The sequence below is a fragment of the Amycolatopsis balhimycina FH 1894 genome (assembly GCF_000384295.1).
In the GTDB taxonomy this organism is placed as follows: Bacteria; Actinomycetota; Actinomycetes; order Mycobacteriales; family Pseudonocardiaceae; genus Amycolatopsis; species Amycolatopsis balhimycina.
In genome coordinates this window covers 1,325,909-1,350,678 of record NZ_KB913037.1, presented here as the reverse complement: position 1 = coordinate 1,350,678, position 24,770 = coordinate 1,325,909, and the positions used below count along the sequence as shown (strand labels likewise).

17 protein-coding genes and 2 pseudogenes are annotated in these 24,770 nt (G+C 71.8%); 13 read left to right on the top strand and 6 right to left on the bottom strand.

The genetic code is table 11. The features are described from left to right. Positions 1–18 precede the first annotated feature (18 nt). Positions 19–3,156: an AfsR/SARP family transcriptional regulator gene (locus tag A3CE_RS53310; RefSeq protein ID WP_020639025.1), complete on the bottom strand. Its 3,138-nt coding sequence runs from the start codon at positions 3,154–3,156 to the stop codon at positions 19–21. A gap of 615 nt (positions 3,157–3,771) precedes the next feature. On the opposite strand from A3CE_RS53310, the gene A3CE_RS0105280 reads away from it, so the two are divergent. Further along, the gene (locus tag A3CE_RS0105280; RefSeq protein WP_020639023.1) at positions 3,772–4,272 is read left to right on the top strand and encodes an Lrp/AsnC family transcriptional regulator; all 501 of its coding nucleotides are present in this window, start codon (positions 3,772–3,774) and stop codon (positions 4,270–4,272) included. A 110-nt stretch (positions 4,273–4,382) separates the two neighbouring features. Then, a complete protein-coding gene (locus A3CE_RS0105275; RefSeq protein WP_020639022.1) occupies positions 4,383–5,774 on the top strand; it encodes an aspartate aminotransferase family protein in 1,392 nt (463 codons plus the stop codon). Between the two features lie 106 nt (positions 5,775–5,880). On the opposite strand, the gene A3CE_RS0105270 is transcribed toward A3CE_RS0105275, so the two are convergent. Together A3CE_RS0105270 and A3CE_RS0105265 are read right to left on the bottom strand one after the other, a co-directional pair. Further along, positions 5,881–7,467: an amidohydrolase gene (locus A3CE_RS0105270; protein WP_020639021.1), complete on the bottom strand. Its 1,587-nt coding sequence runs from the start codon at positions 7,465–7,467 to the stop codon at positions 5,881–5,883. After that, positions 7,464–8,933, bottom strand: coding sequence for an APC family permease (locus tag A3CE_RS0105265; RefSeq protein WP_020639020.1), 1,470 nt, complete (start codon positions 8,931–8,933; stop codon positions 7,464–7,466). The genes A3CE_RS0105270 and A3CE_RS0105265 overlap by 4 nt, the downstream gene beginning before the upstream one ends. Before the next feature lie 150 nt (positions 8,934–9,083). Here A3CE_RS0105265 and A3CE_RS0105260 point away from each other — a divergent pair, with 150 nt between their 5' ends. Both A3CE_RS0105260 and A3CE_RS0105255 read left to right on the top strand, forming a co-directional pair. Continuing rightward, positions 9,084–9,674: a TetR/AcrR family transcriptional regulator gene (locus tag A3CE_RS0105260; RefSeq protein WP_020639019.1), complete on the top strand. Its 591-nt coding sequence runs from the start codon at positions 9,084–9,086 to the stop codon at positions 9,672–9,674. 108 nt (positions 9,675–9,782) lie between these two features. After that, the gene (locus A3CE_RS0105255) at positions 9,783–11,372 is read left to right on the top strand and encodes an aminotransferase class V-fold PLP-dependent enzyme (protein WP_051183871.1); all 1,590 of its coding nucleotides are present in this window, start codon (positions 9,783–9,785) and stop codon (positions 11,370–11,372) included. Between the two features lie 13 nt (positions 11,373–11,385). Here the strand turns inward: A3CE_RS0105255 and A3CE_RS0105250 are convergent, their stop codons facing one another. Then, a complete protein-coding gene (locus A3CE_RS0105250) occupies positions 11,386–11,958 on the bottom strand; it encodes a TetR/AcrR family transcriptional regulator (protein WP_020639017.1) in 573 nt (190 codons plus the stop codon). Positions 11,959–12,072: 114 nt separating this feature from the next. Here A3CE_RS0105250 and A3CE_RS0105245 point away from each other — a divergent pair, with 114 nt between their 5' ends. After that, positions 12,073–14,211 (top strand): 2Fe-2S iron-sulfur cluster-binding protein, encoded by a 2,139-nt coding sequence (locus A3CE_RS0105245; protein WP_245589433.1) that lies wholly within the window; start codon positions 12,073–12,075, stop codon positions 14,209–14,211. Between the two features lie 249 nt (positions 14,212–14,460). Next, positions 14,461–15,849 (top strand): glycoside hydrolase family 10 protein, encoded by a 1,389-nt coding sequence (locus tag A3CE_RS0105240; RefSeq protein WP_026468163.1) that lies wholly within the window; start codon positions 14,461–14,463, stop codon positions 15,847–15,849. A gap of 77 nt (positions 15,850–15,926) precedes the next feature. Here A3CE_RS0105240 and A3CE_RS0105235 read toward each other — a convergent pair whose 3' ends face one another. Then, a complete protein-coding gene (locus tag A3CE_RS0105235) occupies positions 15,927–17,615 on the bottom strand; it encodes a helix-turn-helix domain-containing protein (RefSeq protein WP_020639014.1) in 1,689 nt (562 codons plus the stop codon). A 146-nt stretch (positions 17,616–17,761) separates the two neighbouring features. On the opposite strand from A3CE_RS0105235, the gene A3CE_RS0105225 reads away from it, so the two are divergent. The 3 genes and pseudogenes from A3CE_RS0105225 to A3CE_RS50215 all read left to right on the top strand — a co-directional run. After that, positions 17,762–19,129, top strand: a complete 1,368-nt coding sequence (locus A3CE_RS0105225) for an MFS transporter (RefSeq protein ID WP_020639013.1) — start codon at positions 17,762–17,764, stop codon at positions 19,127–19,129. 30 nt (positions 19,130–19,159) lie between these two features. After that, the gene (locus tag A3CE_RS0105220) at positions 19,160–20,773 is read left to right on the top strand and encodes a tannase/feruloyl esterase family alpha/beta hydrolase (RefSeq protein ID WP_026468162.1); all 1,614 of its coding nucleotides are present in this window, start codon (positions 19,160–19,162) and stop codon (positions 20,771–20,773) included. A 116-nt stretch (positions 20,774–20,889) separates the two neighbouring features. Further along, positions 20,890–22,324, top strand: a pseudogene (locus tag A3CE_RS50215) (FtsW/RodA/SpoVE family cell cycle protein); the annotation flags it as partial. A 37-nt stretch (positions 22,325–22,361) separates the two neighbouring features. Here the strand turns inward: A3CE_RS50215 and A3CE_RS59755 are convergent. Beyond that, positions 22,362–22,679, bottom strand: a pseudogene (locus tag A3CE_RS59755) (MauE/DoxX family redox-associated membrane protein); the annotation flags it as partial. Positions 22,680–22,838: 159 nt separating this feature from the next. On the opposite strand from A3CE_RS59755, the gene A3CE_RS0105205 reads away from it, so the two are divergent. Genes A3CE_RS0105205 through A3CE_RS57325 form a run of 4 tightly spaced genes read left to right on the top strand, consistent with a single transcriptional unit; the run spans position 22,839 to position 24,757 of the window. Further along, a complete protein-coding gene (locus A3CE_RS0105205) occupies positions 22,839–23,531 on the top strand; it encodes a hypothetical protein (RefSeq protein ID WP_020639009.1) in 693 nt (230 codons plus the stop codon). Then, positions 23,528–24,052, top strand: a complete 525-nt coding sequence (locus A3CE_RS0105200; protein ID WP_020639008.1) for a hypothetical protein — start codon at positions 23,528–23,530, stop codon at positions 24,050–24,052. The genes A3CE_RS0105205 and A3CE_RS0105200 overlap by 4 nt, the downstream gene beginning before the upstream one ends. After that, on the top strand, positions 24,018–24,584 hold the full coding sequence (locus A3CE_RS0105195; protein WP_026468161.1) for a hypothetical protein: 567 nt from the start codon (positions 24,018–24,020) through the stop codon (positions 24,582–24,584). Before A3CE_RS0105200 ends, A3CE_RS0105195 begins: the two co-directional genes overlap by 35 nt. Beyond that, positions 24,584–24,757 (top strand): hypothetical protein, encoded by a 174-nt coding sequence (locus A3CE_RS57325; RefSeq protein ID WP_020639006.1) that lies wholly within the window; start codon positions 24,584–24,586, stop codon positions 24,755–24,757. Before A3CE_RS0105195 ends, A3CE_RS57325 begins: the two co-directional genes overlap by 1 nt. Positions 24,758–24,770: the final 13 nt, after the last annotated feature.

Below are 24,770 nucleotides of genomic sequence, written 5' to 3'. Positions count from 1 at the left end.
TCCAGAGTCCGGGCCGGGTCATTCCGGGCCGGCCGAGGTGAGGCGCTCCCGGACCTCGGCGGCCTCCGGCATGCACAGGTCGTCGTAGATCGGGAGGGCCGCCGACCACAGCCGGTGGGCCTCGGTGGCCGCGCCGGTTCGCGCGTGGGCGGCCGCCATTCCGTCCAGCGACCGCGCTTCCTGCTCGCGGTCCTCGATCGCCCTGGCGTGGGCGAGGGCCTGTTCGTGGTGCGAGAGGGCTTCGGCGCTCCGGCCGGCCGCGCAGGCCGCCCGGCCCTGCCCGTTGAGGGCGGCGCATTCGAGCCGGCGGTCGCCGAGCTTCGCGGCCAGCGTCTGGGCCTGCTGGTGCGCTTCGCCCGCTTCCCGGTGCCGTCCCGTGTCTTCGTAGGCGATGCCGAGGTTGACGAGCACCTCCGTTTCGCCGACCGGGTCGCCGATCTCCCGGAACACGGCGATCGCCTGCCGGTGGTGCTCGAGTGCCTCGGTGTGGCGGCCCCAGCGCGAGAGGATCCGGCCGAGGTCGGTGCGCGCAATCGATTCGGCGGCGCGGTCGCCGATGTCGTGCAGGATCCGCAGGGCGCGCTCGTGGTGGTCGTACGCCTCCTGCAGCCGTCCGTAGCTCTGCAGCGCGTTGCCGAGGTCGTTCAGGATCCGGCCCTGCCCGACCCGCTGGCCGGTCTCCGCGTAGATCGCGGCGGCCTGCCGGTAGCACGACACCGCGTCCTCGTGCCGTCCCATGCTGTGCTGCACCTGGCCGATGCTCGCCAGCGCGACGGCCTCCTGGACGCGGTCGCCCACCTCCCGGTTGAGGACGAGTGCCTGGCCGTAGCTGGCGAGCGCGTCATGGTAGCGGCGGACCCGGCCTTCGTTGTGGCCCAACGCGATCAGGGTCCGCGCCTCCCCGGCGCGGTCGCCGAGCCGCCGGAACAGCTCCAGGGCCCGCCGGTAGTGCTCGTCGGCATCCCCGTAGGCGCCGGACCGGGCGTGCGACCGCCCGAGCTCCAGCAGCCCGCGTGCCTGCCCGCCCGGGTCGCCGAGCCGCTCGGCCGCCGACAGCGCCCGCCGGTGGACGGAAAACGCGTCGGCGTTGTGGTAGCCGACGCTCAGGTACTGGTCGATCGCTCGCGCCAGCTTGACGGCGTAGCCGGCCAGCTCGCCGTCCGCGGTGCGCGTGATCGCCACCAGCGTCAGCCGTTCGGTGTCCAGCCACGCCTTCGCGGCGACCGCCGACGCGGGCGACGGCCGGTCCGGTCCGGCGTCGTCGCGGCGCCATCGCACGGATTCCGGGAACACGACGTCCATCGCGGCCAGCGCGGCCGACAGGTAGAACTCGTAGAGGTTCTTCAGCGCGCTCAGCCGGTCGGCCTCGGTGAGCCGCTGGAGGGCGCGTTCCCGGGCGAAGGCCCGCAGCAGATCGTGCATCGTCCAGCGGTCCGTGCCCGAAGCCTCCACGAGGTGGGCACCCTGCAGCACGTCGAGCAGCAGCCGGCCGCCGTGGGCGTCGGTCCCGGCGAGCACGGCGACCGCTTCGCTGTCGACATCCTGGCCGGGATGCAGGCCCAGCAACCAGAACAGGCGGTTCGCGGCCGGCGGCAGGTGCCGTTCCGACCAGGAGAACACCGCCCGCACGGCGGTGGCGTCATCCGCGCCGGCCTCCAGCAGGTCCAGCCGGCGGCGCTCGTCGGCGAGGTCCTCGAGACCCACCCGGCCACGCCGGACGACGAGTTCGGCCGCGACCCGCAGCGCCAGCGGCAGCCGGGCGCAGTGCGCGGCCAGGTCCTCCAGCTCCGCCGGGCCGGCGACCCGGTCGCCGACGAGCTGCCGGAGCAGCTCGACCGCCTCCCAGGGGCCCAGCACGTCCAGCGCGATCCGGCGGGCGCCGTCCCGGGCCACCAGCCCGACGAGTTCGTCCCGGCTGGTGATCGCCACGCTGCTGCCCGGCCCGCCGGGCAGCAGGGGGCGGACGTGCGCGGCGTCGCGTGCGTTGTCGAGCACCACGAGCACGCGTTTTTCCGCGGTCAGGCTCCGGTACAGCGCGACCTGCGTCTGCAGGGTGTCGGGCTGGTGCTCGGCGGCGACCCCGAGCGCGGTCAGGAACCCGCGCAGGGCCTCCTCGGCCGGCAGCACGCGGCCGGGGTCGAAGCCCTGCAGGTTGACGTAGAGCTGCCCGTCGGGGAACCGGGCGGCGACGCGGTGTGCCCAGTGCACCACCAGCGCCGTCTTGCCCACCCCCGCCGTGCCGCACACCGCGAGGACGGCGGCCGGGCCCGCCTGCTCCGCGGCGGCGTCGAGGGCGGCGAGCTCGGCCTGGCGCCCGGTGAACTGCGGCACGACGGGCGGCAGCTGGGCCGGCCGCGCCGTCCCGGACGCCCGCCCGGGACGGGGTGCGGCGAGCAGCCGGGGATCGTGGGCGAGGATGCGGCGCTGGATGTCCGTCAACGCGGGGGAGGGCTCCACCCCGGCGTTCTCGACGAGCTCGTACCGGGCCTGCCGGAACGTCTCCAGCGCGTCCGCCTGGCGCCCCGCGCGGTACAGGGCCGTCATCAGCTGCCCCCACAGCCGCTCGTGCGCGGAGTGGGCCGCGGTCAGATCCGTCAGCTCGGCGACGAGCTCTCCGCCGAGCCCGGCGAGCAGGTCGGCGTCGACGCGGTCCTGCACGGCGTCGAGGCGGACGCGTGCCAGCCGCGTCCGCTCCGCTTCCAGGGCGGCGATCCCGTCGAACTCGGCGTAGGCCGTGCCCCGCCACAGGCCGAGCGCCGCGGTCAGCCGTTCGCGTCCGGCCTCGGCGGCACCGTCGGCCAACGCCGTGTGCCCTTCACGGGCCAGCCGCCGGAACCGCACCGCGTCCACGCTCTCCGGTGCGAGCAGCACGTATCCCGGTGCCCGCGTGCCGATCAGCCCGGTCGCCGGTGCCAGTGCCCGGCGCAGCCGCGAGACGTAGGTGCGGACCGTCCGTTCGGCGTCCGGCGGCGGTTCGGGACCCCAGAGCTCGGACACGAAGACCGGCACGCTCACGGGCCGCCCGGCGTAGGCCGCGAGCAACGCCAGCATCGCCCGCAGCCGGGGACCGCCCGGATCGAGCAGGACGCCCGCGGCCTCGGCTTCGAACGGTCCCAGCACCCGAAGATCGATGTCCGGCGTCCGCCGACCCGTCATCCGCCCCTCCGCACAGCCACGTTCCGCCGGGGATGAGGAAGCACCGGCCCGGTGCGGGGATACGTCGCTGGTCCGAACGGTGCAGCCGGAGACGTACCGCCCCGCGCCGGGCCGGTCCCGGTGGTTTGGTGATCTTAGCGGCAAAAACCCGGACAGGGACCGGACATTCCGGTGAGCCGGTTAATCCACAATGGACACTACTCCGGCGGGACGGTCACCACCCACCGCCCGGGACGGCGCCGCAGGTAGCCCCACCAGTACAGCGCCGACACCACCAGGACCGCGAGCATGACGAGTGCGCCCGCGACGGAGGGGTTGATGTCGGCGGCGTCACGCAGCTGAGCGTCAGCAGCGTGCCGCCGCCGACGCCGATGGACCGGGTCAGCGTGCGGGCGGTCCCGGGGCCGGCGGCCGCGGTGACGTCGGGCGGGCGGGAGTACGGGGCATGGGCGTTCCCTCCGGCCGGGGCAAGGTGCGACGGATGGAACAGCACCGTTTCGGTGTTGTCGACGGGGGTGAGGACGACTGAATCCGTTGTCGGTCTGCCTCGCTTCCTTCGGATTTAGTCACTGGTGGTGACGGCGCGCCGGGTTTGCCCGGCGCCGCCCGTCGGGGATGATCCGGGACGTGAGCAGCCAGGACATCCCGAACCGGCCCGCGCCGCCGGTGCTTGACGACATCTCTCGGCAGATCATCGCGCAGCTGCAGGAGGACGGACGTCGCGCCTACGCGACCATCGGCAAGGCCGTCGGCCTGTCGGAGGCCGCCGTCCGGCAGCGGGTGCAGCGGCTGTCGGACTCCGGCGTCATCCAGATCGTCGCCGTCTCGGATCCCTTGCAGGTCGGGCTGTTCCGGCAGGCGATGATCGCGATCACCGTCGACGGCCCGCTGGAACCGGTCGGGGACGCGCTGGCCGATATGGACGAAATCGCGTACGTGATCCTCTGTGCCGGGCGCTACGACGTGCTCTGCGAGGCGGTGTGCGCCGACGACGAGGAACTGCTCCGGCTGATCTCGACGCGGATCCGCGCGCTGCCCGGCGTCCGGCACGCGGAGGCGATGGTCTACCTCAAGCTGCGGAAACAGACCTACCAGTGGGGCACTCGCGGAGGGTGACGACTAAATCCGAAGGTAGACTGAGTATCTTGACCATGAATTAGTCGTCCAAGTTCGGCTGTACGACTGAATCGCTTGCATCTGGGCTCGAGGCGTGCGATAACCGAGTCATGACCACTACCGCCGAGCCTGTTTCCGCCGACGCCGCCGGTCTCGCCCAGACCGCGCGCAACAACCTCTGGATGCACTTCACCCGGCACTCCGCCTACGACGAGACCGACGTCCCGGTGATCGTGCGCGGCGAAGGCCCGTACATCTGGGACGCCCGGGGGAAGCGCTACCTGGACGGGCTCGCCGGCCTGTTCGCGGTCCAGGTCGGCCACGGTCGCGAAGAGCTCGCCGAAGCCGCCGCGCGGCAGATGAAGCAGCTCGCGTACTTCCCGCTGTGGGGTCACGCGCACCCGGCCGCGATCGAGCTGGCCGAGCGGCTCGCTCTTGCGGCTCCGGGCGACCTCAACCGCGTGTTCTTCACGGTGAGCGGCGGCGAGTCGGTCGAGACGGCGTGGAAGCTCGCCAAGCAGTACTTCAAGCTGGTGGGGAAACCGGGCAAGCACAAGGTGGTCAGCCGCGCGCTGGCCTACCACGGCACTTCGCAGGGCGCGCTGTCGATCACCGGCATCCCCGGCGCGAAGGCCGACTTCGAACCGCTGGTGCCGAGCACCCTGCGCGTCCCCAACACGAACTTCTACCGCGCGCCCGAGCACGCCGGCGACTACGAGGCCTACGGCCGCTGGGCCGCCGACCAGATCGACCAGGCCATCGAGTTCGAGGGCGCGGACACCGTCGCCGCGGTGTTCCTGGAGCCGGTGCAGAACACCGGCGGCTGCTTCGTCCCGCCGCCCGGTTACTTCGAGCGCGTCCGCGAAGTCTGCGACAAGCACGACGTGCTGCTGGTGTCCGACGAGGTGATCTGCGCGTTCGGCCGGGTCGGGTACGACTTCGCCGCCAAGCGCTACGGCTACCAGCCGGACATCATCACCACCGCGAAGGGCTTGACGTCGGGGTACGCGCCGCTGGGCGCGGTGCTGGCTTCGGAGCGGCTGATGGAGCCGTTCACCCGCGGCGCCACGACGTTCATGCACGGCTCGACCTACGGCGGCCACCCGGTGTCGTGCGCGGTGGCGCTGGCCAACCTCGACCTGATGGAGCGCGAGGACCTCTACGGCCACGTGCTGTCACGGGAAACGGCCTTCCGGTCCACATTGGACAAGCTGACGGACCTGCCGATCGTCGGCGACGTCCGCGGCGCGGGCTTCTTCTACGGCATCGAGCTGGTGAAGGACAAGAAGACCAAGGAGACCTTCAGCGCGGACGAGTCCGAGCGAGTCCTGCGCGGCTTCCTGTCCGACGCGCTGTTCGAGGCGGGGCTGTACTGCCGCGCCGACGACCGCGCCGAGCCGGTCGTGCAGCTGTCGCCGCCGCTGATCTGCGACCAGCGGGAGTTCGACGAGATGGAGCAGATCCTGCGTGACACCCTGACCCGCGCCTGGGCCCTGCTCTGACAGCGCGCCTGCCTGGCCCGCAGCGAACGTCGTGAAGGCCACCTTGAGGAACATAGAGTTCCTGAAGGTGGCCTTCACGGCGTTACGACGGCTTGGCTTGCCGGTCTCAGCGGCGGTGGATGATCGTGCCGTCGACGATGGTCATCGCGATCGGTGCGTCGGCCAGCTCGTCCGGGGCCGTGCGCAGCGGGTCGAGCGTGAAAGCCGTGAGGTCGGCCCGTGCGCCGATCGTGATCCCGCCGATGGCACCCGCGGCCGCGGCGGCGAGTGACGTGTAGCCCTCCAGGGCCATCAGCGGCGTCAGGCCCTGGTGCGGCTGCACCGGCGGGATCTCCGGTTCGCCCGCCGGGCGGCGTAGCTGGGCGGCGGCGAGGGTGCCGCGCGGGTCGAAGGGGGCGATCGGCCAGTCGGAGCCGAGGACGACCGGGACACCCGCGTCGCGCAGGTCGCGGCAGCGCCACCCCCGGTCGGCGCGTTCGTGTCCGAGGCGGGACGACCAGTTGTCGGTGTGGTCGGCGCGGGTGAAGTGGGTGTGGGCCGGTTGCATGCTCGCGACGACGCCCTGGCGCCGGAACCGGCCGATCAGCTCGGTCGGCAGCGTCTCGATGTGCTCGATGCGGTGCGGTGCCGCCGCGGGGCTGTCGAGTCCGTCGAGGGTGTCGAGGGCGTAGCGGACGGCGGCGTCGCCGATGGCGTGGGTCGCGGTCGGGACCCCGGCCGCGGCGAGCACGTGCACGGCTTTCGTGTAGGCGGCGGGGTCGGTCCAGAAGCTGTCGGTCGATTCGCCGTGGGCGTCGGGTTCTTCCAGCCAGGCGGTGCCGTTGTCGATCGTGCCGTCGATGAAGAACTTCACGCCGCCGATCTCCCAGCGGCGGCCGCCGCGGCCCTGGAGGGCGATCAGCTCGGCCAGCTGTTCCGCCTCGGCGCCGGGTTCGCACCAGGGGGCGAACCGCAGGCGCAGCGGGAGGTCGCCGAGGTCTTCGGCGGCGGCGACCACCTCCGCGCTGTCGCCGAGCAGGTCCATGACGTGGCCGCCGGTGAGCCCGGTGGCGGCCATCTCGCCGAGCAGCGCGCGCAGCCGGGCCGCCCGGTCGGCGACCGGTTGCCGGGGGACGTGCGCGGTGACCAGGTCCATGGCGGCGGCCTCCAGCAGCAGGCCGGTCGGCCGGCCGTCCTCGTCGCAGACGACGCTCGAGCGCTGGGCGAACCGGCGGGGGCCGTCGACGCCGGCGATCCGCAGCGCGGCCGGGGTGGCCAGGGCGGAGTGGGCGTCGAACAGCCGCACGAACGCGGGACGGCCACCGACCGCCGCCTCGATCGGGGCGCTGGTGACCGGCCGGTCGCCGAAGACGTTGGGGTCCAGGCCCCACGCCTGGAGCCATTCGTCCGGTGCCCGGCCGGCGGCCGCGGTGGCGAGGAGGTGCTCCACCTCGTCGAGGGAGCGGGCGGCGGACAGGTCGACGTCGGCGGTGAGCTGCACGCCCATCACCGGGTGCGTGTGCGCGTCGATCAGGCCGGGGGTCACGGTGGCGCCGCCCAGGTCGACGACTTCGGTCCCGGGACCGCGCCAGTCGCGGACGTCCCGGCGGGTGCCGACGGCGGTGACGACGCCGCCGGTGATCGCGATCGCCTGGACCGGCCGGTCGTCGCCGGCCAGTGTGTGGACGGTGTCGGCGCAGAGGACGAGGTTCACGCGGGGATCCCTTCGGGGGCGGGCTGGGTTTCGCCGTCGCCTTCGCCGATGCGCGCGTACGCGGCGGGCCGCCGCTTGCGCAGCCAGAGGGCGACTGCGCCGCCGATCAGCATCGTCGCGGGGACGAGGCTGACGAGCACCACGTTCACGGTCGCCGAAGCGTTGGTGAGCAGGCCGACGCTGTCGACCAGGATGTAGGTGGCGACCGCCAGGAGCACGGAGGAGACGATCCCGGCGGTCACCGCGAGCGGGGTGCTCGCGGCCTTGTTCCGCCGCAGGAAGTACGCGACGGTGGCGATCGCGGTCAGGGTCTGCAGCACCAGGATGCCCACCACGCCCGGGGTGTTCACCCACAGCAGCAGTTTCGTGTACGGGTCGGCCCCGGTGACCGCGAACACCGCGATCACGACGACCGCCAGGACGGTCTGCACGATGCTCGCGCGGTAGGGCGAGCCGTAGCGGGGGTGGACCTTCCCGACCCACGCGGGCAGGAGCCCGTCCTGGGCGAGGGCGTGGGTGTAGCGGGTGATCGCGTTGTGGAAGGCGAGCTGGGCCGCGTAGACACTGCTGATCACGAGCAGGTGCATGACGGTGGCCGCCCAGGACCCGACGTAGGTGCCGATGGCGGTGAAGAACAGGCCGCCGACGTCCCCGGCGGCCGCGCCGACGACCTGGCCGCTGCCGAAGGCCTGGATGACCGCCCAGACGATGAAACCGTAGAAGACGGCCATGAACCCGACCGCGATGTAAGTCGCACGGGGAATCGTGCGCTCGGGGTTCCTGGCCTCGCGGCGGTACAGCACAGTGGACTCGAAGCCCATGAAGGCGGCGAAACCGAAGGCGAGCACGCCGCCCATGCCCGGGCTGAAGACGGCGCTCGGAGCGAAGGACTTCGCGTCGACGCCGGACGCACCGCCGTGCGCCAGGACGCCGACCGCCATCAGCAGCAGGATTCCCGATTCGAGGACGAGGAGCACGCCGAGCACCTTCGCGCCGACGTCGATCCCCAGCCAGGCGACCAGGAGCACCAGCGCGACGGCGGCGAAGGCGATGACCGGCCACGGGACGTCCAGCCCGAAGACGTCGGCCAGGGTGGCCTTGGCCTGCGCGGCGAAGAGCCCGTAGACCCCGATCTGGAGGGTGTTGTACGACATGAGCGCCAGCAGCGCCGCGACGAACCCCCAGGTCTTGCCGAGGCCCTTCGCGATGTAGGCGTAGAAAGCGCCGGCGCTGCCCACGTACCGGGTCATCCGGGTGAACGCCACGGCGAACACCGTCAGCACGATCCCGGCGGCCAGGTAGGCGACCGGGGCGCCGATCCCGCCGACCATGATGGCCAGCGGCGCGACGCCGGCCATGACGGTCAGCGGGGCCGCCGCCGCCACGACCATGAACACGAGGCTGCCCGTCCCGAGGACGCCGCGCTTGAGGGAGTCGGGGGCGAGGTCGGGGGAAGATCCGGCCATGGTGGCGTCCTCTCGGGCCTGGCATGCTTAACCGAACGACATTCGCTTAAGCATGCGCCCCGCGCGTCGAGGCCGTCAAGGATTTCGTCGATCGTTACCGTCAGTGGCAACCGATATAGTGGAGGATTTGTGGTACAGCGACGAAAACGGTTGCTTGATACCGAGGCGATCCTCGATGCCGCCCTGGCGTGCGTCGACGACACCGGCCGGCTGACGATGGCCGAGCTGGCCACGCGGCTCGGCGTGAGCGCGTCCTCGATCTACCACCACTTCAGCGGCCGGACCGCGATCGTCGAGGCGCTGCGCGCACGGATGGCCACGGCGATCGACCCGCTCCCGCTGGACGGGAGCGACTGGGGCGAGCAGGTCGGCCGGTGGATGCGCGGCTACCGGCGGGCGCTGGCCGAGCACCCCGCCCTGATCCCGCTGCTGAACGAGCAGACGATGACCGCGGGGCCGGTCCTCCACGCCTACGAACGCATCGCGATCCTCTTGCGCCGTACCGGCGTTCCCGTGCGCGAGGTGGTCCTGTGGATCGGCGTGCTCGACTGCTACGCGCTGGGAGCTGCCCTCGATCTCGCGGCGCCGGACGAGGTGTGGCGGCTCGAGCGGGACGACCTGCCCACCCTCGGCGACGCGATCAGCGCCGCGCCGCGCGGCCGCGACCGCGCCGACGAAGCGTTCGGCCTCGGCCTGGACGCCCTGCTGACGGGACTTCGCACGCGGCTGGCCGCCGGATAGGCCACCCGGCCCGGCAGGTTCGGCGAAACGGCCACGAGAAGTGCCCGTTTTCCTCTGCCGCCCGGCCGTGGGGTGGCCTCCAATGGAACAGTGGCGGAGAAGGCGCTGATGCGGAAAGTGCGGGAGTCGATCATCGGCGACGACCTGGCGATGACCGGCCCCTTCGGCCGCCGCCGCGTGACCTACGCCGACTTCACCGCTTCCGGCCGCGCTGTCTCGTTCATCGAGGACTTCATCCGCGACCACGTCCTGCCCTGGTACGCCAACACCCACAGCGACTCCTCGGCCACCGGGGCGCAGACCACCGCGCTGCGCGAGGAAGCCCGCTCGGCGATCCGGGACGCCGTCGGAGGCGGCGAGGACACGGTCGTCATCTTCACGGGCTCGGGCGCCACGGGAGCCATCGACAAGCTGATCACCATCCTCGGCCTGCGCCTTCCAGCCGCGCCGGATGACCGGCCAGTCGTTTTCCTCGGCCCCTACGAGCACCACTCCAACGAACTGCCGTGGCGGGAATCGATCTGCGACGTGGTCACGATCCCGGAAGACGCCGACGGCCACGTGTCCCTGCCCGCCCTCCGCGCCGAACTGGTCCGCCACCACGCCCGGCCCCTGAAGCTCGGGTCGTTCTCCGCGGCGTCGAACGTGACCGGCATCCTCACCGACACCGCGGCGGTCACCGACCTCTTGCACGAGCACGGCGCCCTCGCGTTCTGGGACTGCGCGGCGGCCGCGCCGCACGGAGACGTGCGCATGGGTGACAAGGACGCGATGTTCCTGTCGCCGCACAAGTTCGCCGGGGGTCCCGGCACCCCGGGGGTGCTGGTGGTGCGCCGGGCGCTGCTGCGGAACCGGGTGCCGAGCGTGCCCGGCGGCGGCACCGTGGACTACGTCAGCGCGACCGACCACCACTACATCGGCGACGCCGCGCACCGGGAGGAAGGCGGTACGCCGGCGATCGTCGAATCCGTCCGGGCGGGGCTGGTGTTCGGCCTGCAGCAGGCGGTCGGCGTCGAGGCCGTCCGCGAACGGGAGCAGGCGGTGCTGCGGCGCGCACTCGAGTCGTGGTCGGCCGAGCCGAACCTCGAGGTGCTCGGCAACGCCGACGCCGACCGGGTGGCCATCGTGTCGCTGCTGGTGCGCGGGCCGAGCGGGAAGCTGTTGCACCACAACTACGTGGTGGCGCTGCTCAACGACCTGTACGGCATCCAGGCCCGCGGTGGCTGTTCCTGCGCCGGCCCGTATGGGCACCGCCTGCTCGGGATCGGCCCGGCCCGCTCACGGTGGTTCCGGGACGAGGTGCTCGCCGGCCGGGAGGGCGGCAAGCCGGGCTGGGTGCGGATCAGCTTCGACTACACGATGTCCGACGCGGTGGTCGCCTACGTGATCGAAGCGGTGCGCCAGGTCGCGCTGAGGGGGTGGAGGTTGCTGCCGGACTACCGGTTCGACCCGGCGACCGGGCGGTGGCGCCACCACCGCGCGACGGAACCCCGGCTGAGCCTGGCGGGCCTGCGGTACACCGCGGACGGCGTGCGCCGGCCCCTCGCGGAAGACACGCTGCCGGAGGCCGTTTTGCCGGCGCACCTCGAAGACGCGGACCGGATCTTGGGCGCGGCGGGCGGCCCGGAGCCCGGCCGGGTGGCCGACGGCTTCGAGGACGCGCAGTGGTTCGAGCTGCCGTCGGAGTGCTCGGTGTGACGCGCCGGGGGCGTCACTGATCCCCGCGCAGGTAGCGGGTGACCATGGCGACCAGTTCGTTCTCGAACGTCTCGACGGGGACGGTTCCCGGGGCGGCCATGAACTTGTGCGTGTTGATCTCGACGGTGAGCAGGATGAGGTCCGCGGCGACGTCCGGGTCGCCCACGCGGACGTCGGGGTGCCGGACGATGACGTCGCGGACCTGGGCCGTGCGCAGCTTTCCGTGCCGGTCCATCGTGTCGCGCAGTTCCGGGGAGGCCGGCAGCTCCTCGATCATCACCCGCAGCAGCTGGGGATCGTCGTCGTGGTGGTCGATCGCGTCGCGGACGAGCGCCCGGACCGTCGCCTCCAGCGTCCCGGGCGAGAGGTCGAGTTCCTGGGCGCCGGTCCAGGTGCCGCGGTCGATGTGCCGGATCAGGAGCTCGACGAGGATGGCGTCCTTGTTGGGGAAGTACTGGTACAGCGAGCCGATGGAGATGCGGGCGCGCTCGGCGATGCGGTTGGTGGTGCCGGCGGCGTAGCCGTGGTCGGCGAAAACGTGAGCAGCCGCAGTGAGGATGCGCTCGCGGGTGAGCTCGGCGCGCACCTGGCGAGGCTTCCGACGTGGCTCCAAGCGACGGTTTCCGGTGGGCATCCTGGTTCTCCCGTGCCTCGGCAAAAGCGAGTAGCAAGTATCTGAGCTAATGCTCATAATAGTGCTGTGAGCTGCGAAAACAATACCCCGGTGCGGGCGCTGCCGCGCCTGGAGACGGCAGGCGAGGTCGAGGCGATCCTGGGGCGGCCGCCGTCGGTGATCATGCTGAAGCAGATCGCCACTCTCGACGAAGGCTGCCGGGCCGTCCTGGCGCAGTGCCCGCTCGCGGGCTTCGGCTACCGCGATGCCGGCGGCGTCAGCCGCACGACGTTCATCGGCGGCACGCCGGGGTTCGTCCGCGTTCACTCGCCGACGCGGATGTCGTTCACCCTCCCCGACGGCGAGGCGCACGGCCCGGTCTCGTTCGTCTTCCTGCTGCCGGGCGTCGGGGAAACGTTGCGCGTCAACGGTTCCGTGGCCAAGCGGAAGGGAGCCGAGACGTTCGTGGACGTCGAAGAGGCGTACGTGCACTGCGCGCAGGCCGTCATCCGCTCCCGCCTCTGGCAACCGCCGGTCGCCGCCGGGCCGATCCCCGAGGTCGGGGGAGCGGGCCCGTTGTGCGGTCCCGGCGTGGCGGAGTTCCTCGCCACCGCGCCGTTTCTCGCTCTGTCCACTTGGGACGACTCCGGTGGCGCTGACACCAGCCCGCGCGGCGACCGGCAGGCCGTCGCGCGGATCCTCGACGGCCGCACGCTCGTCATCCCGGACCGGAAGGGCAACAAGCGCGCGGACAGCCTGCACAACCTCCTGCGGGACGACCGGCTTTCCTTCGCCGCCCTCGTTCCGGGCCGGACCGGGGTGCTGCACGTGCGGGGCCGGGGCTCGATCACCGACGACCCCGCGTTGCTTGAGACGATGGCGTTGCGGGGGACACCGCCGCACGCGGCGCTGCTCGTCGACGTCGAACACGCCGAAGTGACGGCCAGTGAAGCCCTGACACGCTCGCGCGTGTGGACCGCGGAGCGTCCCGGCGCGGTGCCGGATCTGATGGTCGTGGCCGGCAACCACCTCGCCGCGAACCTGGCGGGCGCCGGTCTGCTCGCCCGCCTGCTCAAGGGCCTCACGAGGGTCCCGGGGATCGGCCGGATGCTGCGGCCGGTGATGAACCGCGCGTACCGGTCCGGGTTGCGGAAGGAGGGCTACGAGGACGTCGAGCTCGGGTCACCGCGTTCCGCCGTCGCGCCCGAAACGGCGAATCCCTTGCGGGAGGTGCGGATCGCCGAGGTGCGCCGGGAGACACCCGGCGCGGTCACGCTCGTGCTGGAAGACGCCGGGCGACCGGGCGCCTTCGACTTCCGGCCCGGGCAGTTCTTCACGCTGGTGACCGACATCGACGGCCGGCCGGTGCGGCGCGCGTACTCGGCGTCGTCGGCGCCCGGGACGCCACGGCTGGAGGTGACGGTCAAGCACGTCGACGGCGGCCGGTTCTCGACCCACGTCCACCGGAACCTGCGCGCCGGCGACCGGCTGTTCGTGCGCGGTCCCTCGGGAGCGTTCCACGTCGACCCGGCGGCGGCGCCCGAAGTCGTCCTGATCGCCGCGGGCAGCGGGGTCACGCCGATGATGAGCATGATCCGCACGCTCCTGGCGGCACCGGCGGCCGGCCGGATCGCGCTGCTGTACAGCAGCCGCAGCGAGGAAGAGATGATCTTCGCCGAGGAGCTTTCCCGGTTGGCGCAAGGGCATTCGGAGCGGCTGACGGTCACGCCGGTCCTGACGCGGGAGCACGGAAGGCTCGACGCTGCCGGAGTGCACGACTGGCTCGCCGGGCTGCGAACGTCGGAAGAGGCCCGGTACTACGTGTGCGGCCCCGAGGCGTTGACGGACCTGGTCCGAAGTGTCCTGACCGAGCGCGGGGTGCCGGCCGAGCACGTGCGCCACGAGCGCTACACCAGCGGGGCGGACCTGATCACCGTGGCCACCGTGCCGCGGAAGCTGATCGTCGAGGACGGAACGCACGAGGTCGGTTCCGTGGTGGTCGAGCCCGGCCAGACCCTGCTCGACGCCGGCCTGGCGGCGGGGCTGCCGATGCCGTACTCGTGCACGGTCGGCAACTGCGGGGACTGCATGGTGAAGCTCCGCGGCGGTGACGTCGCGATGAACGGGCCGAACTGCCTGACGCCGGAGCAGAACGCCGACGGTTACGTCCTGACGTGCGTGGGCCGGCCGCTGTCCGAAGTCACCCTCGACATCGCCGAGCCGTGACGGCTCCCTGGAAGGCCGTGAATGGCACATTGAGGGACTTCAAGTCCCTCAATGTGCCATTCACGGCCTTCCCCGGCGGGGCGGGTTCAGCGGAGCCGGCTTTCGAAAGTCGATCGAAACTTTTTGCGTGGCGCTCCGGCGGCGTGCTCTCCTGCTGGCAGTAGGTGAACTTCATCGATTCGTCCAGGTCGCCGGCGGACCCGTCCGCGGGCGGCGTCTCCTGGGCGTGTGCCCGGAAGGAGACCACGGATGGCAGGCAGTTCGTCGGGGCGGCGGTGGTGGCGGTCGCCGGCCGGCCGAGTATTCGCGGGTGTGGCCACCGTGGCCGCGACGGCGGCCGTCCTGGTGACGGCGCCCGGCGCCGATGCCGCGGCCGGCACGCTGGGTGCGGCCGCCGCGCAGTCCGGCCGGTACTTCGGCACCGCGATCGCCGGCGGCAGGCTGGGCGATTCGGCCTACACCACGATCGCGGCGCGCGAGTTCAACATGGTTACGGCCGAGAACGAGATGAAGATCGACGCGACCGAGCCCAACCAGAACCAGTTCACCTTCTCGGCCGGCGACCAGATCTACAACTGGGCGGTCAGCCACGGTTCCCGGGTCCGCGGGCACACGCTCGCCTGGCACGGGCAGCAGCCGGGGTGGATGCAGAGCATGAACGGAAGCACGCTCCGCAACGCGATGATCAACCACATCCAGAAGGTGATGGCCCACTACCAGGGCAAACTCGCCTACTGGGACGTGGTCAACGAGGCGTTCAACGAAGACGGCAGCCGCCGTCAGTCGAACCTGCAGGGCACGGGCAACGACTGGATCGAGGTCGCGTTCCGGACGGCGCGGGCCGCCGACCCGTCGGTCAAGCTCTGCTACAACGACTACAACATCGACAACTGGAGCTACGGCAAGACGCAGGGCGTGTACCGCATGATCCAGGACTTCAAGTCCCGCGGCGTGCCGATCGACTGCGTCGGCCTGCAGGCCCACTTCACCGGCGGCAGCTCGGTCCCGGGCAACTTCCAGACCACGATCTCCAGCTTCGCGGCGCTCGGCGTCGACGTGGCACTCACCGAGGTCGACGTCACGAACGCGTCCACTTCGCAGTACACGGCGCTGACCCAGGCGTGCATGAACGTCGCGCGCTGCGCCGGCATCACCGTGTGGGGCGTGCGTGACAGCGACTCGTGGCGGTCCAGCGAGAGCCCGCTCCTGTTCGACGGCGGCGGCAACAAGAAGGCCGCCTACAACTCGGTGCTGAACGCCCTCAACGCCGGCGGCCCGACGACGACACCCACCACGCCGACGGGCCCGACGACGACCACGACGACACCGATCACCACACCACCGACCACCACGACCACTCCGCCGGGCGGGGGCAGTTGCACCGCCACGCTGTCGGCGGGGCAGTCCTGGAGCGACCGGTACAACCTCAACGTCTCGGTCAGCGGCTCCAGTACGTGGACGGTCACCATGACCGTGCCGAGCCCCGCGAGGATCAGTGCCACCTGGAACATCAACGCCACGTGGCCCAGCAGTCAGGTCCTCATCGCGAAACCCAACGGCAACGGCGACAACTGGGGCGTCACCATCATGACCAACGGAAACCGGAACTGGCCCAGCGTCAGCTGCAGCGCCTCCTGAGGGACGAGGAGGGTGAGTGACTCGTTCGCGAAAGGGAGCTCGCGAACGAGTCACTCACGTCGCCGGTGCCGATCGCCTCAGGACGGGCCGGCGGTGATCGCCCGGAGCTGGTGCAGCCGGAGCCCGAGCCGCAGTTCCAGGTCGTTGCCGTGGCGCCAGTCGAAGCCGAGGACGGTGCCGGCCCGGTCCAGCCGCTTCAGCAGCGTGTTGACGTGCAGGTGCACCGCGCGGGCGGTCGCGGCCACGTTGGCGTGGTGACCGTAGTAGGCGGTGAGGGTGCCGACGAGGTCGGTGCCGCGCCGCCGGTCGTAGCCGAGGAGCGGGCCGATCGTGCCGGCGAGGAACCGCTCGAGCTCGCCGGCCCGCTCGGGGTCGAAGACCATGGCGTACAAGGCATATTCGCGGGTGGTGGCGCCGGCGTCGGTGCGCCCCAGCGCGCGCAGCACGGCGCCGCAGCGCCCGGCCAGGGAGAACGCCCGTGCCCAGTCGTGGCCACCCGCCCGTTCCCCGACGACGATGACGGCGGCGCCCAGCGTCCGCCGCAGTCTCGTGTGGACTTCCGCGACGGTCGCCTCGTCGTCGGCGCCGGGGAGGATCATCGTGGCCCGGCCCAGGTGCTCGCCGGCCAGCCCGGCGCGCTCCCGGGCGATGTCGTGCAGGTGGCGCGCGAGGTCGGCAGGCAGCGCCGCAGGGGAGTCCGCGACCAGGACGAGATCCAGGCGGTCGACGTCGATGTCGCGCGCCCGGGCGCGGGCGCGCTGGGCCGGGCCGATTCCGGGACTGCCGACCATGAGCTCGGTCAGCAGCTCTCCGCTCAGCCGCTCGCCGGCCTCGGCCACGGCCCGCTCCTTGAGGATCAGCAACCCCAGGATGTGGGTGGCGCGCTCGAGGGTCCGCAGGTCCGTGTCGTCCCCGGTGCCCGACGGCCGGCGCCACACCAGCGCGCCGAGGTAACTGTCGCCCGCCTGGACCGCCGCCACGCTGCGGGTGGTTCCGTCCGCGCCCACCGAGACCGCGCAGCGGCCCGAACGCCGGGCGGCTTCGACGGTGTCGGCCAGGTCGATCTCGCCCGCCCGGTCGAGGAGCGTGACGCTTCCGCCGAGCCGGTCGGCGAGGTGCCGCGCGACGTCGCCCGGGGTCCCGCCGCCCAGCACGACACCGGTCAGCGCTTCGTGGATCGCTTGCGCCCGCTCGATCTTGCGGTACGCGACCCGCAGTTCCCGCAAGGCGGTCCGGCTCGCTTCGTAGAGCCGGGCGTTGTCGAGCGCGACCGCGGCGTGGTCGGCGAACGCGTTCAGCAGCGCGATCTCCTCGGCCTGGAAGGACCGTTCGGAGCGGTCCGCGGCGAACAGGGCGCCCACCGCTTCGCCGCGGACGACCAGCGGCACCCCCAGCAAGGCGACCAGTTCCTCGGTCACGACCAGGCGGTCGAAGCCCGGGTCGTGCTGGATGAGCGTCGAGGTGGCGTAGTCGCGCACCCAGTGCGGGCTCTTCGAAGCCAGCACTTTGCCGCCGAGCCCCACGGTGGCCGGGATGGCCGCCGCGAGGAACCCGGCGGAGATCGTGCCTTCCGACGCGCGGGCCGACAGCCTGCCGTCCGCCCCGACCAGCGAGAGGTACGTGAAGTCCGTGCCGATCAGGTCGTGGGCGTGGTGGACGATCGACTGCAGGACCTCGTCGAGCTCGCCGAGCGCGGTGAGCGACTTGACGGTCGCGTACAACGACGCCAGTTCACGCTGCCGGCGCGGTTCCGCCGTACTGGTCACGGGAGCCGTCCTCCTCGGCGTCGAGTGGGCGAAAGTCCCACCGTTCCGGCGGGAGGAGTGGGTGGTCCACACCTCAGCCAGCAGCGTAACGGCGCCCTACCATCACCGCCATCACCTGCCTGTGCTCCTCGACGAAGGCGGCATCCATGGCCATCCCGCTCACCCAACCCGAAGGGCAGTCCGGCACCGGGTTGCCCGCGACCCGGCGCCGGGCGTTCCGCAAGCTGCTGGCGGCGGGGCTCATCGGCAGTTCGATCGAGTGGTACGACTTCTTCCTCTACGGCACCGCGGCCGCGCTGGTGTTCCCCAAGGTCTTCTTCCCGCACGCCTCGCCGCTGACCGGAACCCTCCTGGCCTTCAGCACTTTCTGGGCCGGCTTCGTGGCGCGGCCCATCGGCGGGGTGCTCGCCGGGCACCTCGGGGACAGGTACGGGCGCAAGCCGGTGGTCGTCACCTGCCTGGCGCTCATGGGCGCCGCGACGTTCCTGATCGGCTGCCTGCCCGGCGCGTCGGACGTCGGGGCGCTGGCGCCGATCCTGCTGGTCACCCTCCGGTTCGTCCAGGGGATCGCGGCCGGGGGCCAGTGGGGCGGGATCGTGCTGCTGCTCACCGAGTCCGCCGGTCCCAAGCGGCGCGGGTTCGCCGGCACTTTCGGCCAGACCAGCGTCCCGGTCGCGGTCATCCTCTCGAACCTGATCTTCGTGGCCGCCAGTGGCCTGATGCCGGACGCCGCGTTCCTCGGCTGGGGCTGGCGCATCCCGTTCCTGCTCAGCGTCGTGATGTTCGGGGTGGTGCTCTACATCCAGGCCAAGGTCGAGGACACGCCCGAGTTCCGCGAACTGCAGCGCGCGGTGTCGAAGCCGGTGGCCCGCGCCCCGCTGGCCGAGGTCCTCCGCACCCGGTGGGGGACCATCCTGCTCGGGTGCGGGCTGCTGTCCGCCACCAACAGCCTGTTCTACGTCAGCATTTCCGGGCTCCTGAGCTACGGCACCGGCACGCTGAAGCTCGAGCGGAATTCGCTCCTCGCCGTCGTGTTGATCGCGTCCGTGGCGATGCTCGCGATCATTCCGTGGTCCGGGTACCTTTCGGACAAGGTGGGCCGCCGCCCGCTGATCCTGGTCGGCGGGCTGGGCGTCGCCGTCTGGGCTTTCCCGTACTTCGGGCTCGTCGGCACCGCTTCGCTGCCGCTGATCTTCGTCGCGGTGACGGTGGGTTTCGTGTTCCAGTGCCTCACCTACGGCCCGATCGCGAGCTTCCTCGGCGAGCTCTTCGCACCCGGCGTCCGCTACTCGGGCGCGTCGCTGGCCTACCAGCTGTCCGCGATCGTCGTCAGCGGCGGCACGCCGTTCCTCATGACGGCGCTCATCGCGAAGACCGGGAGCACCCTGCCGGTCGCCGCCTACATCGCGGCGATGGGGCTGATCACGTTCGCCAGCGCGTGGTTCCTGCCCGAGACGAACCCCGCCGAAGTCCGTGCTGACCCGCTCGCCGTCCCGGGTGCGCACCTCCACTAGGCGTCCCGCGATCTCCGGAAAGAGGCCGTGATGAGGAGAACCTGTCGGCTCGCCGTGTCGGCGGCCGTGGTGCTGGCGGCGAGCGTGCCCGGACCCGCCGCGGCGACCTCGGCGGCACCGGGGTGTGCCGGGCTGGCCGGGCTGCGGATTCCCGCGGCGGTGATGAGCCTGCCGACCACCGGTGGCCGCGTCACGGCGGTTTCGGTCGTGTCCGATCCCGTCCGTGGCGAGTACTGCCAGGCCGACGCCGACCTCTTTCCGGTCGACCCGGCCGCGCCCGCCATCAAGCTGCGCGTCGCGCTGCCCCGCGCCTGGAACCACAAGGCGATGATGTTCGGCGGCGGCGGGTTCGACGGCACCATCCCGGACCTGACGGCGAACGTGCCGTTCGGTCCCGCCGACCGGCCGGTGCCACTGGCCCGGGGGTACGCGACGTTCGCGAGCGACTCCGGCCACCGGCAGAACCCGGCGTCCCCGCCGTCACTGGACGGCTCGTTCGGCGTGAACGACGAGGCCCTGCGGAACTTCGCCGCCGGTGACGCGCTCAAGAAGACGCGCGACGCGAGCCTTTTCCTCATCCGGCACGCCTACGCGGCGATGCCCGCCGAGGTCTTCTTCGCCGGCGGGTCGACCGGCGGCCGCGAGGCCCTCGTCGTCGCCCAGCGGTGGCCGGCCGCGTTCGACGGCGTGATCTCGGCGTTTCCGGCGTGGAACAACCTCGCCGAGATCCTGGACCTGGGCTACCTGACGCAAATCCTGTCGCGTCCCGGCGCTTTTCCCGGACCCGCGAAGCAGACGCTGCTCTACGACAGCGTCGTCGCCGCGTGCGACGGTCAGGACGGCCTCCGGGACAAGGTCGTCTCGAACCCGGGCGGCTGCCGCTTCGATCCGCGCACGCTTCGTTGCCCGGGAGGGGCCGATACCGGGCCGGACTGCCTGTCGGATCCGCAAATCGGGGCCGTGACCGCCCTGTCCTCCCCGTTCCGGTGGCCGTATCGGATCGCCAGCGGCGAAACCGGGTACCCGGGATTCCCGTTCCTCGCGGGGGCGGACATGCGGACCCCGTTCCTCGGGTTCGGCACCACCGCGCCGGCCGATCCCATGCCGGTGACGAGCGGGTACGGCACGCAGTACTGGGACCAGTGGGTCAAGTACTTCCTGACCCGGGACCCGCGCCACAGCCCCCTGGAAGTGGACCCCCGGCACCCCGGCCGGTGGCTCGGCCGGATCAGTTTCCTGTCCACAGTGGAGGATCGGAACGACGTGGACCTGCGCCCGTTCGCCCGCGCCGGCGGGAAGCTGATCCTGCTCCACGGCGCTGCGGACGAACTGGTCTCGCCGTTCTCGACGAGCGACTACTACGAGCGGGTCCGTGCCGTGCTGGGGCCCCGGGAGACCGGTGCGTTCCTGCGGTACTACGTCGTCCCCGGGGCGAACCACGCCAACTTCGGCACGCCGGCGTTCGCGGCCGGCTGGGACTCGCTCACGGCGCTCGAGCGGTGGACCGAAGCGGGACGGCCACCCGCGAACCAGGTCGTGACCGACCTGGCCCACCACCGCACCCGGCCGCTGTGCGCTTATCCGGGCTGGCCCCGGTATCTCGCGGGTGATCCGGACAGCGCCTCGAGTTTCGCCTGCACCTGAAGCCTTCCCATGCGACGCGTATGGCCGGCGTGAAGGAGTTCTGCGGGGTTCTCAGTCTCTTGCCAGCCGGGCCTGGCAAGCTCGGACCGGACCACAGCGGAACGGGAGGAGGCCCGGTGGTGCCACCACGTTCGGCTTCTCCCGTGCCCGCGCAGCGAGCTGCCGGCGTCCGGCGGGCACCGGCGGCCGCCGCGTGGGAGCGGCTGACCGGGTGGACGACCCGGCCGCTCGCGTCGTTCCACCTGGTGCTGGCGTTGGCCGGGATCCTCACCGTCGTCGGGGTGGTGATGGTGTCGAGTGCGTCGTCGGTGGCGTCCTACGACCCGCGCACTCCCGGCCAGGGCGGCTTGTTCGGCAAGCACCTCACTTACGTCGCACTGGGTGCGGGGGTCTTCTGGCTCGGCCTGCGCGTGCCGCTCGCGACGATCCGCCGGTGGTCCGGCGGGGCGATGATCGTTTCGCTGGGCATGCTGCTTCTCGTGCTGACCCCGCTGGGTTCCGACGGCGGCGGGGCGCAGCGCTGGTTCGTCGTCGCCGGGCAGTCCGTCCAGCCGATCGAGTTCGCCAAGCTCTCGCTCGCCCTGTGGGGCGCGCACGTCCTCGTGGCCAAGGACCGGTTGCTGCACCGGTGGCGGCACCTGCTGGTGCCCGTCGTCCCGGTGACGTTGCTGATGTTCGCGCTCGTGATGGCGCAGCCGAACCTCAGCGGCACGATCACCCTGGGCATCATCATGCTCGGCCTGCTGTGGTTCGCCGGCATGCCCGCGCGGTTGTTCACGGCGCTGGTCCTCGGCGCGGCCGCCGGGTTCACCGTGCTCGCCCTGAGCGCGGGCTACCGGCAGGCGCGCGTGCTCTCGTTCCTGTCGTCGGCACCTGACTCCGGTTCCGGTTCGTACCAGACGACCCAGGCGTCGTACGCGCTCGCCGACGGGGGAGTGTTCGGCCGCGGGCTGGGGCAGGGCAGCTCGAACTGGGGCTACCTGCCGGGCGTGGCGAACGACTTCATCTTCGCGCTCATCGGCGAGGAACTGGGCTTCGTCGGCGGTGTCGCGGTACTCGCGCTGTACGCGGGCGTCGCCGTCGTCGGGATGCGGATCGCCCGCCGCACCGCGGATCCCTGGATCCGCATCGTCGCGGGCACGCTGACCCTGCTGGTCGTCGGCCAGGCGGCGATCAACGTCGGCTACGTCGTGGGCCTCCTGCCGGTCACCGGCGTCACCCTGCCGCTGATCTCCTACGGCGGCTCGTCGCTGCTGGTCACCATGCTGGTGTTCGGCATCCTCGCCAACTGCGCGCGCCACGAACCCGAGGCCGTCGCCGCGCTGCGCGAACAGGGACTCCGGTCGCCGATCCGGAAAAAGAGAACACTCGTCAGTTATTTCCCGGCCGGATTCCGCCGGTCGTGAATTGCGGTTGAAGAATCATCAACCGTTTCACGCCACGCGGAAACCCAGTGGTTCGCCATCGCGAGGACCACGCCGGCCGTCACGCACGACCATCGGTCCGGCACTACCGCCCCGACGACCGCGTATCCGGCGCTGCCCGCGGCGAGCACGACCGCTCGGGACACCACCACCCACGACACCTTCTCCGCGCCGAAGCAGCCGCACGGCACGCCCGGCCGGTGCGTCCGCAGCACGGCTGCGTAGACGGCAAAGGCGCAGTACAAGACCGCTTGGGCAGCAGCGGGCAGAACCGCGGCCGCCGGGTCCGCGAGCAGGAACGCGAGGACGGCCACGCCCACGAGGACCTCCGTGACGGCGGTCGCCGGCGCCGCGAAAGCCGTCCACGCCGGTGGCAGCAAGCGGTGGACTCGCAGCACCGCCCGGTGCTCCCGCGGCCGCGCGGCGTGCGCCACGCCGGCCACGGCCAGGAGAATCGCCCCGAGTGCGGTCAGGACGGTCATTCCCGCCGGCCAGAAAACGTTCATGGAACCACTGTATTCGCTGACAAAATTGCCGTCCCCCGATCGGAGCAATTCGGAAACCGTTCCGGAACGATCGTGGCCGCGGTCGAATCCGTCGGCTAGTCTCGCCGGGCGGATTCCGGGGGAATCGGAGGTCTCATGGCGACACAACGGCTGCGACTGGTGGCGCCGAGCGGTGACCGGGTGACCGTGGGCCTTTCCGCGGCGGCCCCCGTTTCCCACGTGGTGGCCGGAGTCCGTTTCGTCGGCGGTTCGTTCGGCACCGGGTTCCAGATCGGGCCACGCGGTTACCACGACTTCGCCTGCACGCATGTCGCACCGGCCGAAACCCGCGAACGCCTGGTCGTGCACGGCCGGGAGGTGATCGTCGCCGAGGCCCGCGACGGGCAGTCGTCGCTGGCCACCCTGATCGGCACCTACCACGAACTGATGACGGTGTACGCCGGACCGGCGCCCCGCCGCGACCGTGTGCTCGCGCTGTTCGGTTCGCTGCGGATCGAAGACCACGCCGGCGGCATGACCGTCGTCCCCCAAACGGCGACGCTGCTGGACTCGGCGAACGAACACTTCGTGGTCGTGGTGAAGGACCACGGCGCGCTGTCCATCCCCGCGCCGCGGCACGCGGCGGGCCTGATCCCGCGGCACGCGGGCGCCCGCACGAAACACGGCGAGGTCTGGAAATCGGCGTACGCCGGGGATTCCGCGCGCTCGTTCGTCCTCGGGTGCCCGGCGGGCGTGGCCGAGGTCCACCTCGCGGACACGGCGGCGAAGACCGAGCGGCAACGGCTCGACTGGCTCGACGAGATCGACGTCGCCTGGGACCGCCGATGACCCCGACGACCGCGGTCACCGTCCTCACCTGGGCGGCGATCATCCTGCTGTTCTTCGGCTTGGCCGCCGTCCTGCGCGAAGTCCGGCTGCTGCGCGGGATGGTCACCCGGACGACGGACGGGTTCGTCGCCGTGCCCCCGGATCTGGTCCTCGGCCCGCGGTTCGCCGGGGACGGCGGCCGGATCGTGGCGGCGGTCGATTCCGGCTGCCCGCTGTGCCTGACGGTGGTGGAACGGCTGGCCGGGCTCGGCGCGGAAGCGACCCTGCTGACCCACGAACCCGGCACGACGTGGGCGGACCTGGCCCACGGCCTGCCGGTGGTCAGCGACGGCGAAGCGTGGCGTTCGGTCTCCCACCTCGCGCCACCGGTGCTGATGCTGCTCGACGGGACCGGCCGCGTCCGCCGGATGCTGCTCCCGGTCCGGGCCGGCGAAGTGGACACCACCCTGGCCGAATGGGCCGTCCCGAAGGCAGGAGGCGATAGCGGTGACGCTGGAGTTGGCGCGCATTCCCGGTCTTGACCGGCCCGGACCGGACGCCGGAGGCACCCGCGCGGGACGGAAGCTGAAGGCGGGTGGCACGAGGAGGACGTTCCTGCGCGCGGTGGCGCTCGGCGCGCTGACGCTCGGCGCGACCGCGCTCGACTGGTCGGGCCTGTCCCGGGTCCGGAAGGCGAACGCCGAGTTCAGCCCGTACGGCATGCCGGGCTTCGACCGCAACGACTGCCACGACGCCTATCCGACCGGCTACGCCGAGCTGCCCGACACCAGCGGCGCCTACGTCAACGCCTACGCCGCCTGCTTCGGCGGCTTCTGGCGGGGAAGCACCTACTGCGACGCCGGGTGGCACAAGTACGGCACCTGGAACGAGGGCGGCATCCAGGTCGACCATCAGCCGGTGGCCAACACCTGCGGCCAGTTCGTGGGCAAGAACGCGTGGCGGTGGACGACACCGGACCAGAAGGTCTACCGCTGCTCGGACGGCTTCTCCACCTTCTGGGGCGGCGGGTACACCGGCCAGACGTACCTGACGATCTGCCGCGCCGCCCTTTGATGCGCGCGGTTCCGCGGCGCCGGTGGCACCCGCTGACGATCGCCGCCGGGCTCGCGCTCGCCGCCGCCGGGGTGACGGGCGCACTCCTGCTCGCCCGGCCGGGCTGGCTGCTGCCGAGCGCGTGGCTCGTCCTGTGCGCGGCCGCGGGGTTCGCCACCAGCGGCTCCAGTTGAAGCCGGAACTCGG

Excerpts from the sequence above, each read along its gene's own strand:
- A3CE_RS0105220 (WP_026468162.1), top strand. The coding sequence starts at position 19,160 with ATGAGGAGAACCTGTCGGCTCGCCGTGTCGGCGGCCGTGGTGCTGGCG.
- A3CE_RS53310 (WP_020639025.1), bottom strand. The coding sequence starts at position 3,156 with ATGACGGGTCGGCGGACGCCGGACATCGATCTTCGGGTGCTGGGACCG.
- A3CE_RS0105280 (WP_020639023.1), top strand. The coding sequence starts at position 3,772 with ATGATCCGGGACGTGAGCAGCCAGGACATCCCGAACCGGCCCGCGCCG.
- A3CE_RS0105200 (WP_020639008.1), top strand. The coding sequence starts at position 23,528 with ATGACCCCGACGACCGCGGTCACCGTCCTCACCTGGGCGGCGATCATC.
- A3CE_RS0105240 (WP_026468163.1), top strand. The coding sequence starts at position 14,461 with ATGGCAGGCAGTTCGTCGGGGCGGCGGTGGTGGCGGTCGCCGGCCGGC.
- A3CE_RS0105275 (WP_020639022.1), top strand. The coding sequence starts at position 4,383 with ATGACCACTACCGCCGAGCCTGTTTCCGCCGACGCCGCCGGTCTCGCC.
- A3CE_RS0105205 (WP_020639009.1), top strand. The coding sequence starts at position 22,839 with ATGGCGACACAACGGCTGCGACTGGTGGCGCCGAGCGGTGACCGGGTG.
- A3CE_RS57325 (WP_020639006.1), top strand. The coding sequence starts at position 24,584 with ATGCGCGCGGTTCCGCGGCGCCGGTGGCACCCGCTGACGATCGCCGCC.
- A3CE_RS0105255 (WP_051183871.1), top strand. The coding sequence starts at position 9,783 with ATGCGGAAAGTGCGGGAGTCGATCATCGGCGACGACCTGGCGATGACC.
- A3CE_RS0105265 (WP_020639020.1), bottom strand. The coding sequence starts at position 8,933 with ATGGCCGGATCTTCCCCCGACCTCGCCCCCGACTCCCTCAAGCGCGGC.
- A3CE_RS0105225 (WP_020639013.1), top strand. The coding sequence starts at position 17,762 with ATGGCCATCCCGCTCACCCAACCCGAAGGGCAGTCCGGCACCGGGTTG.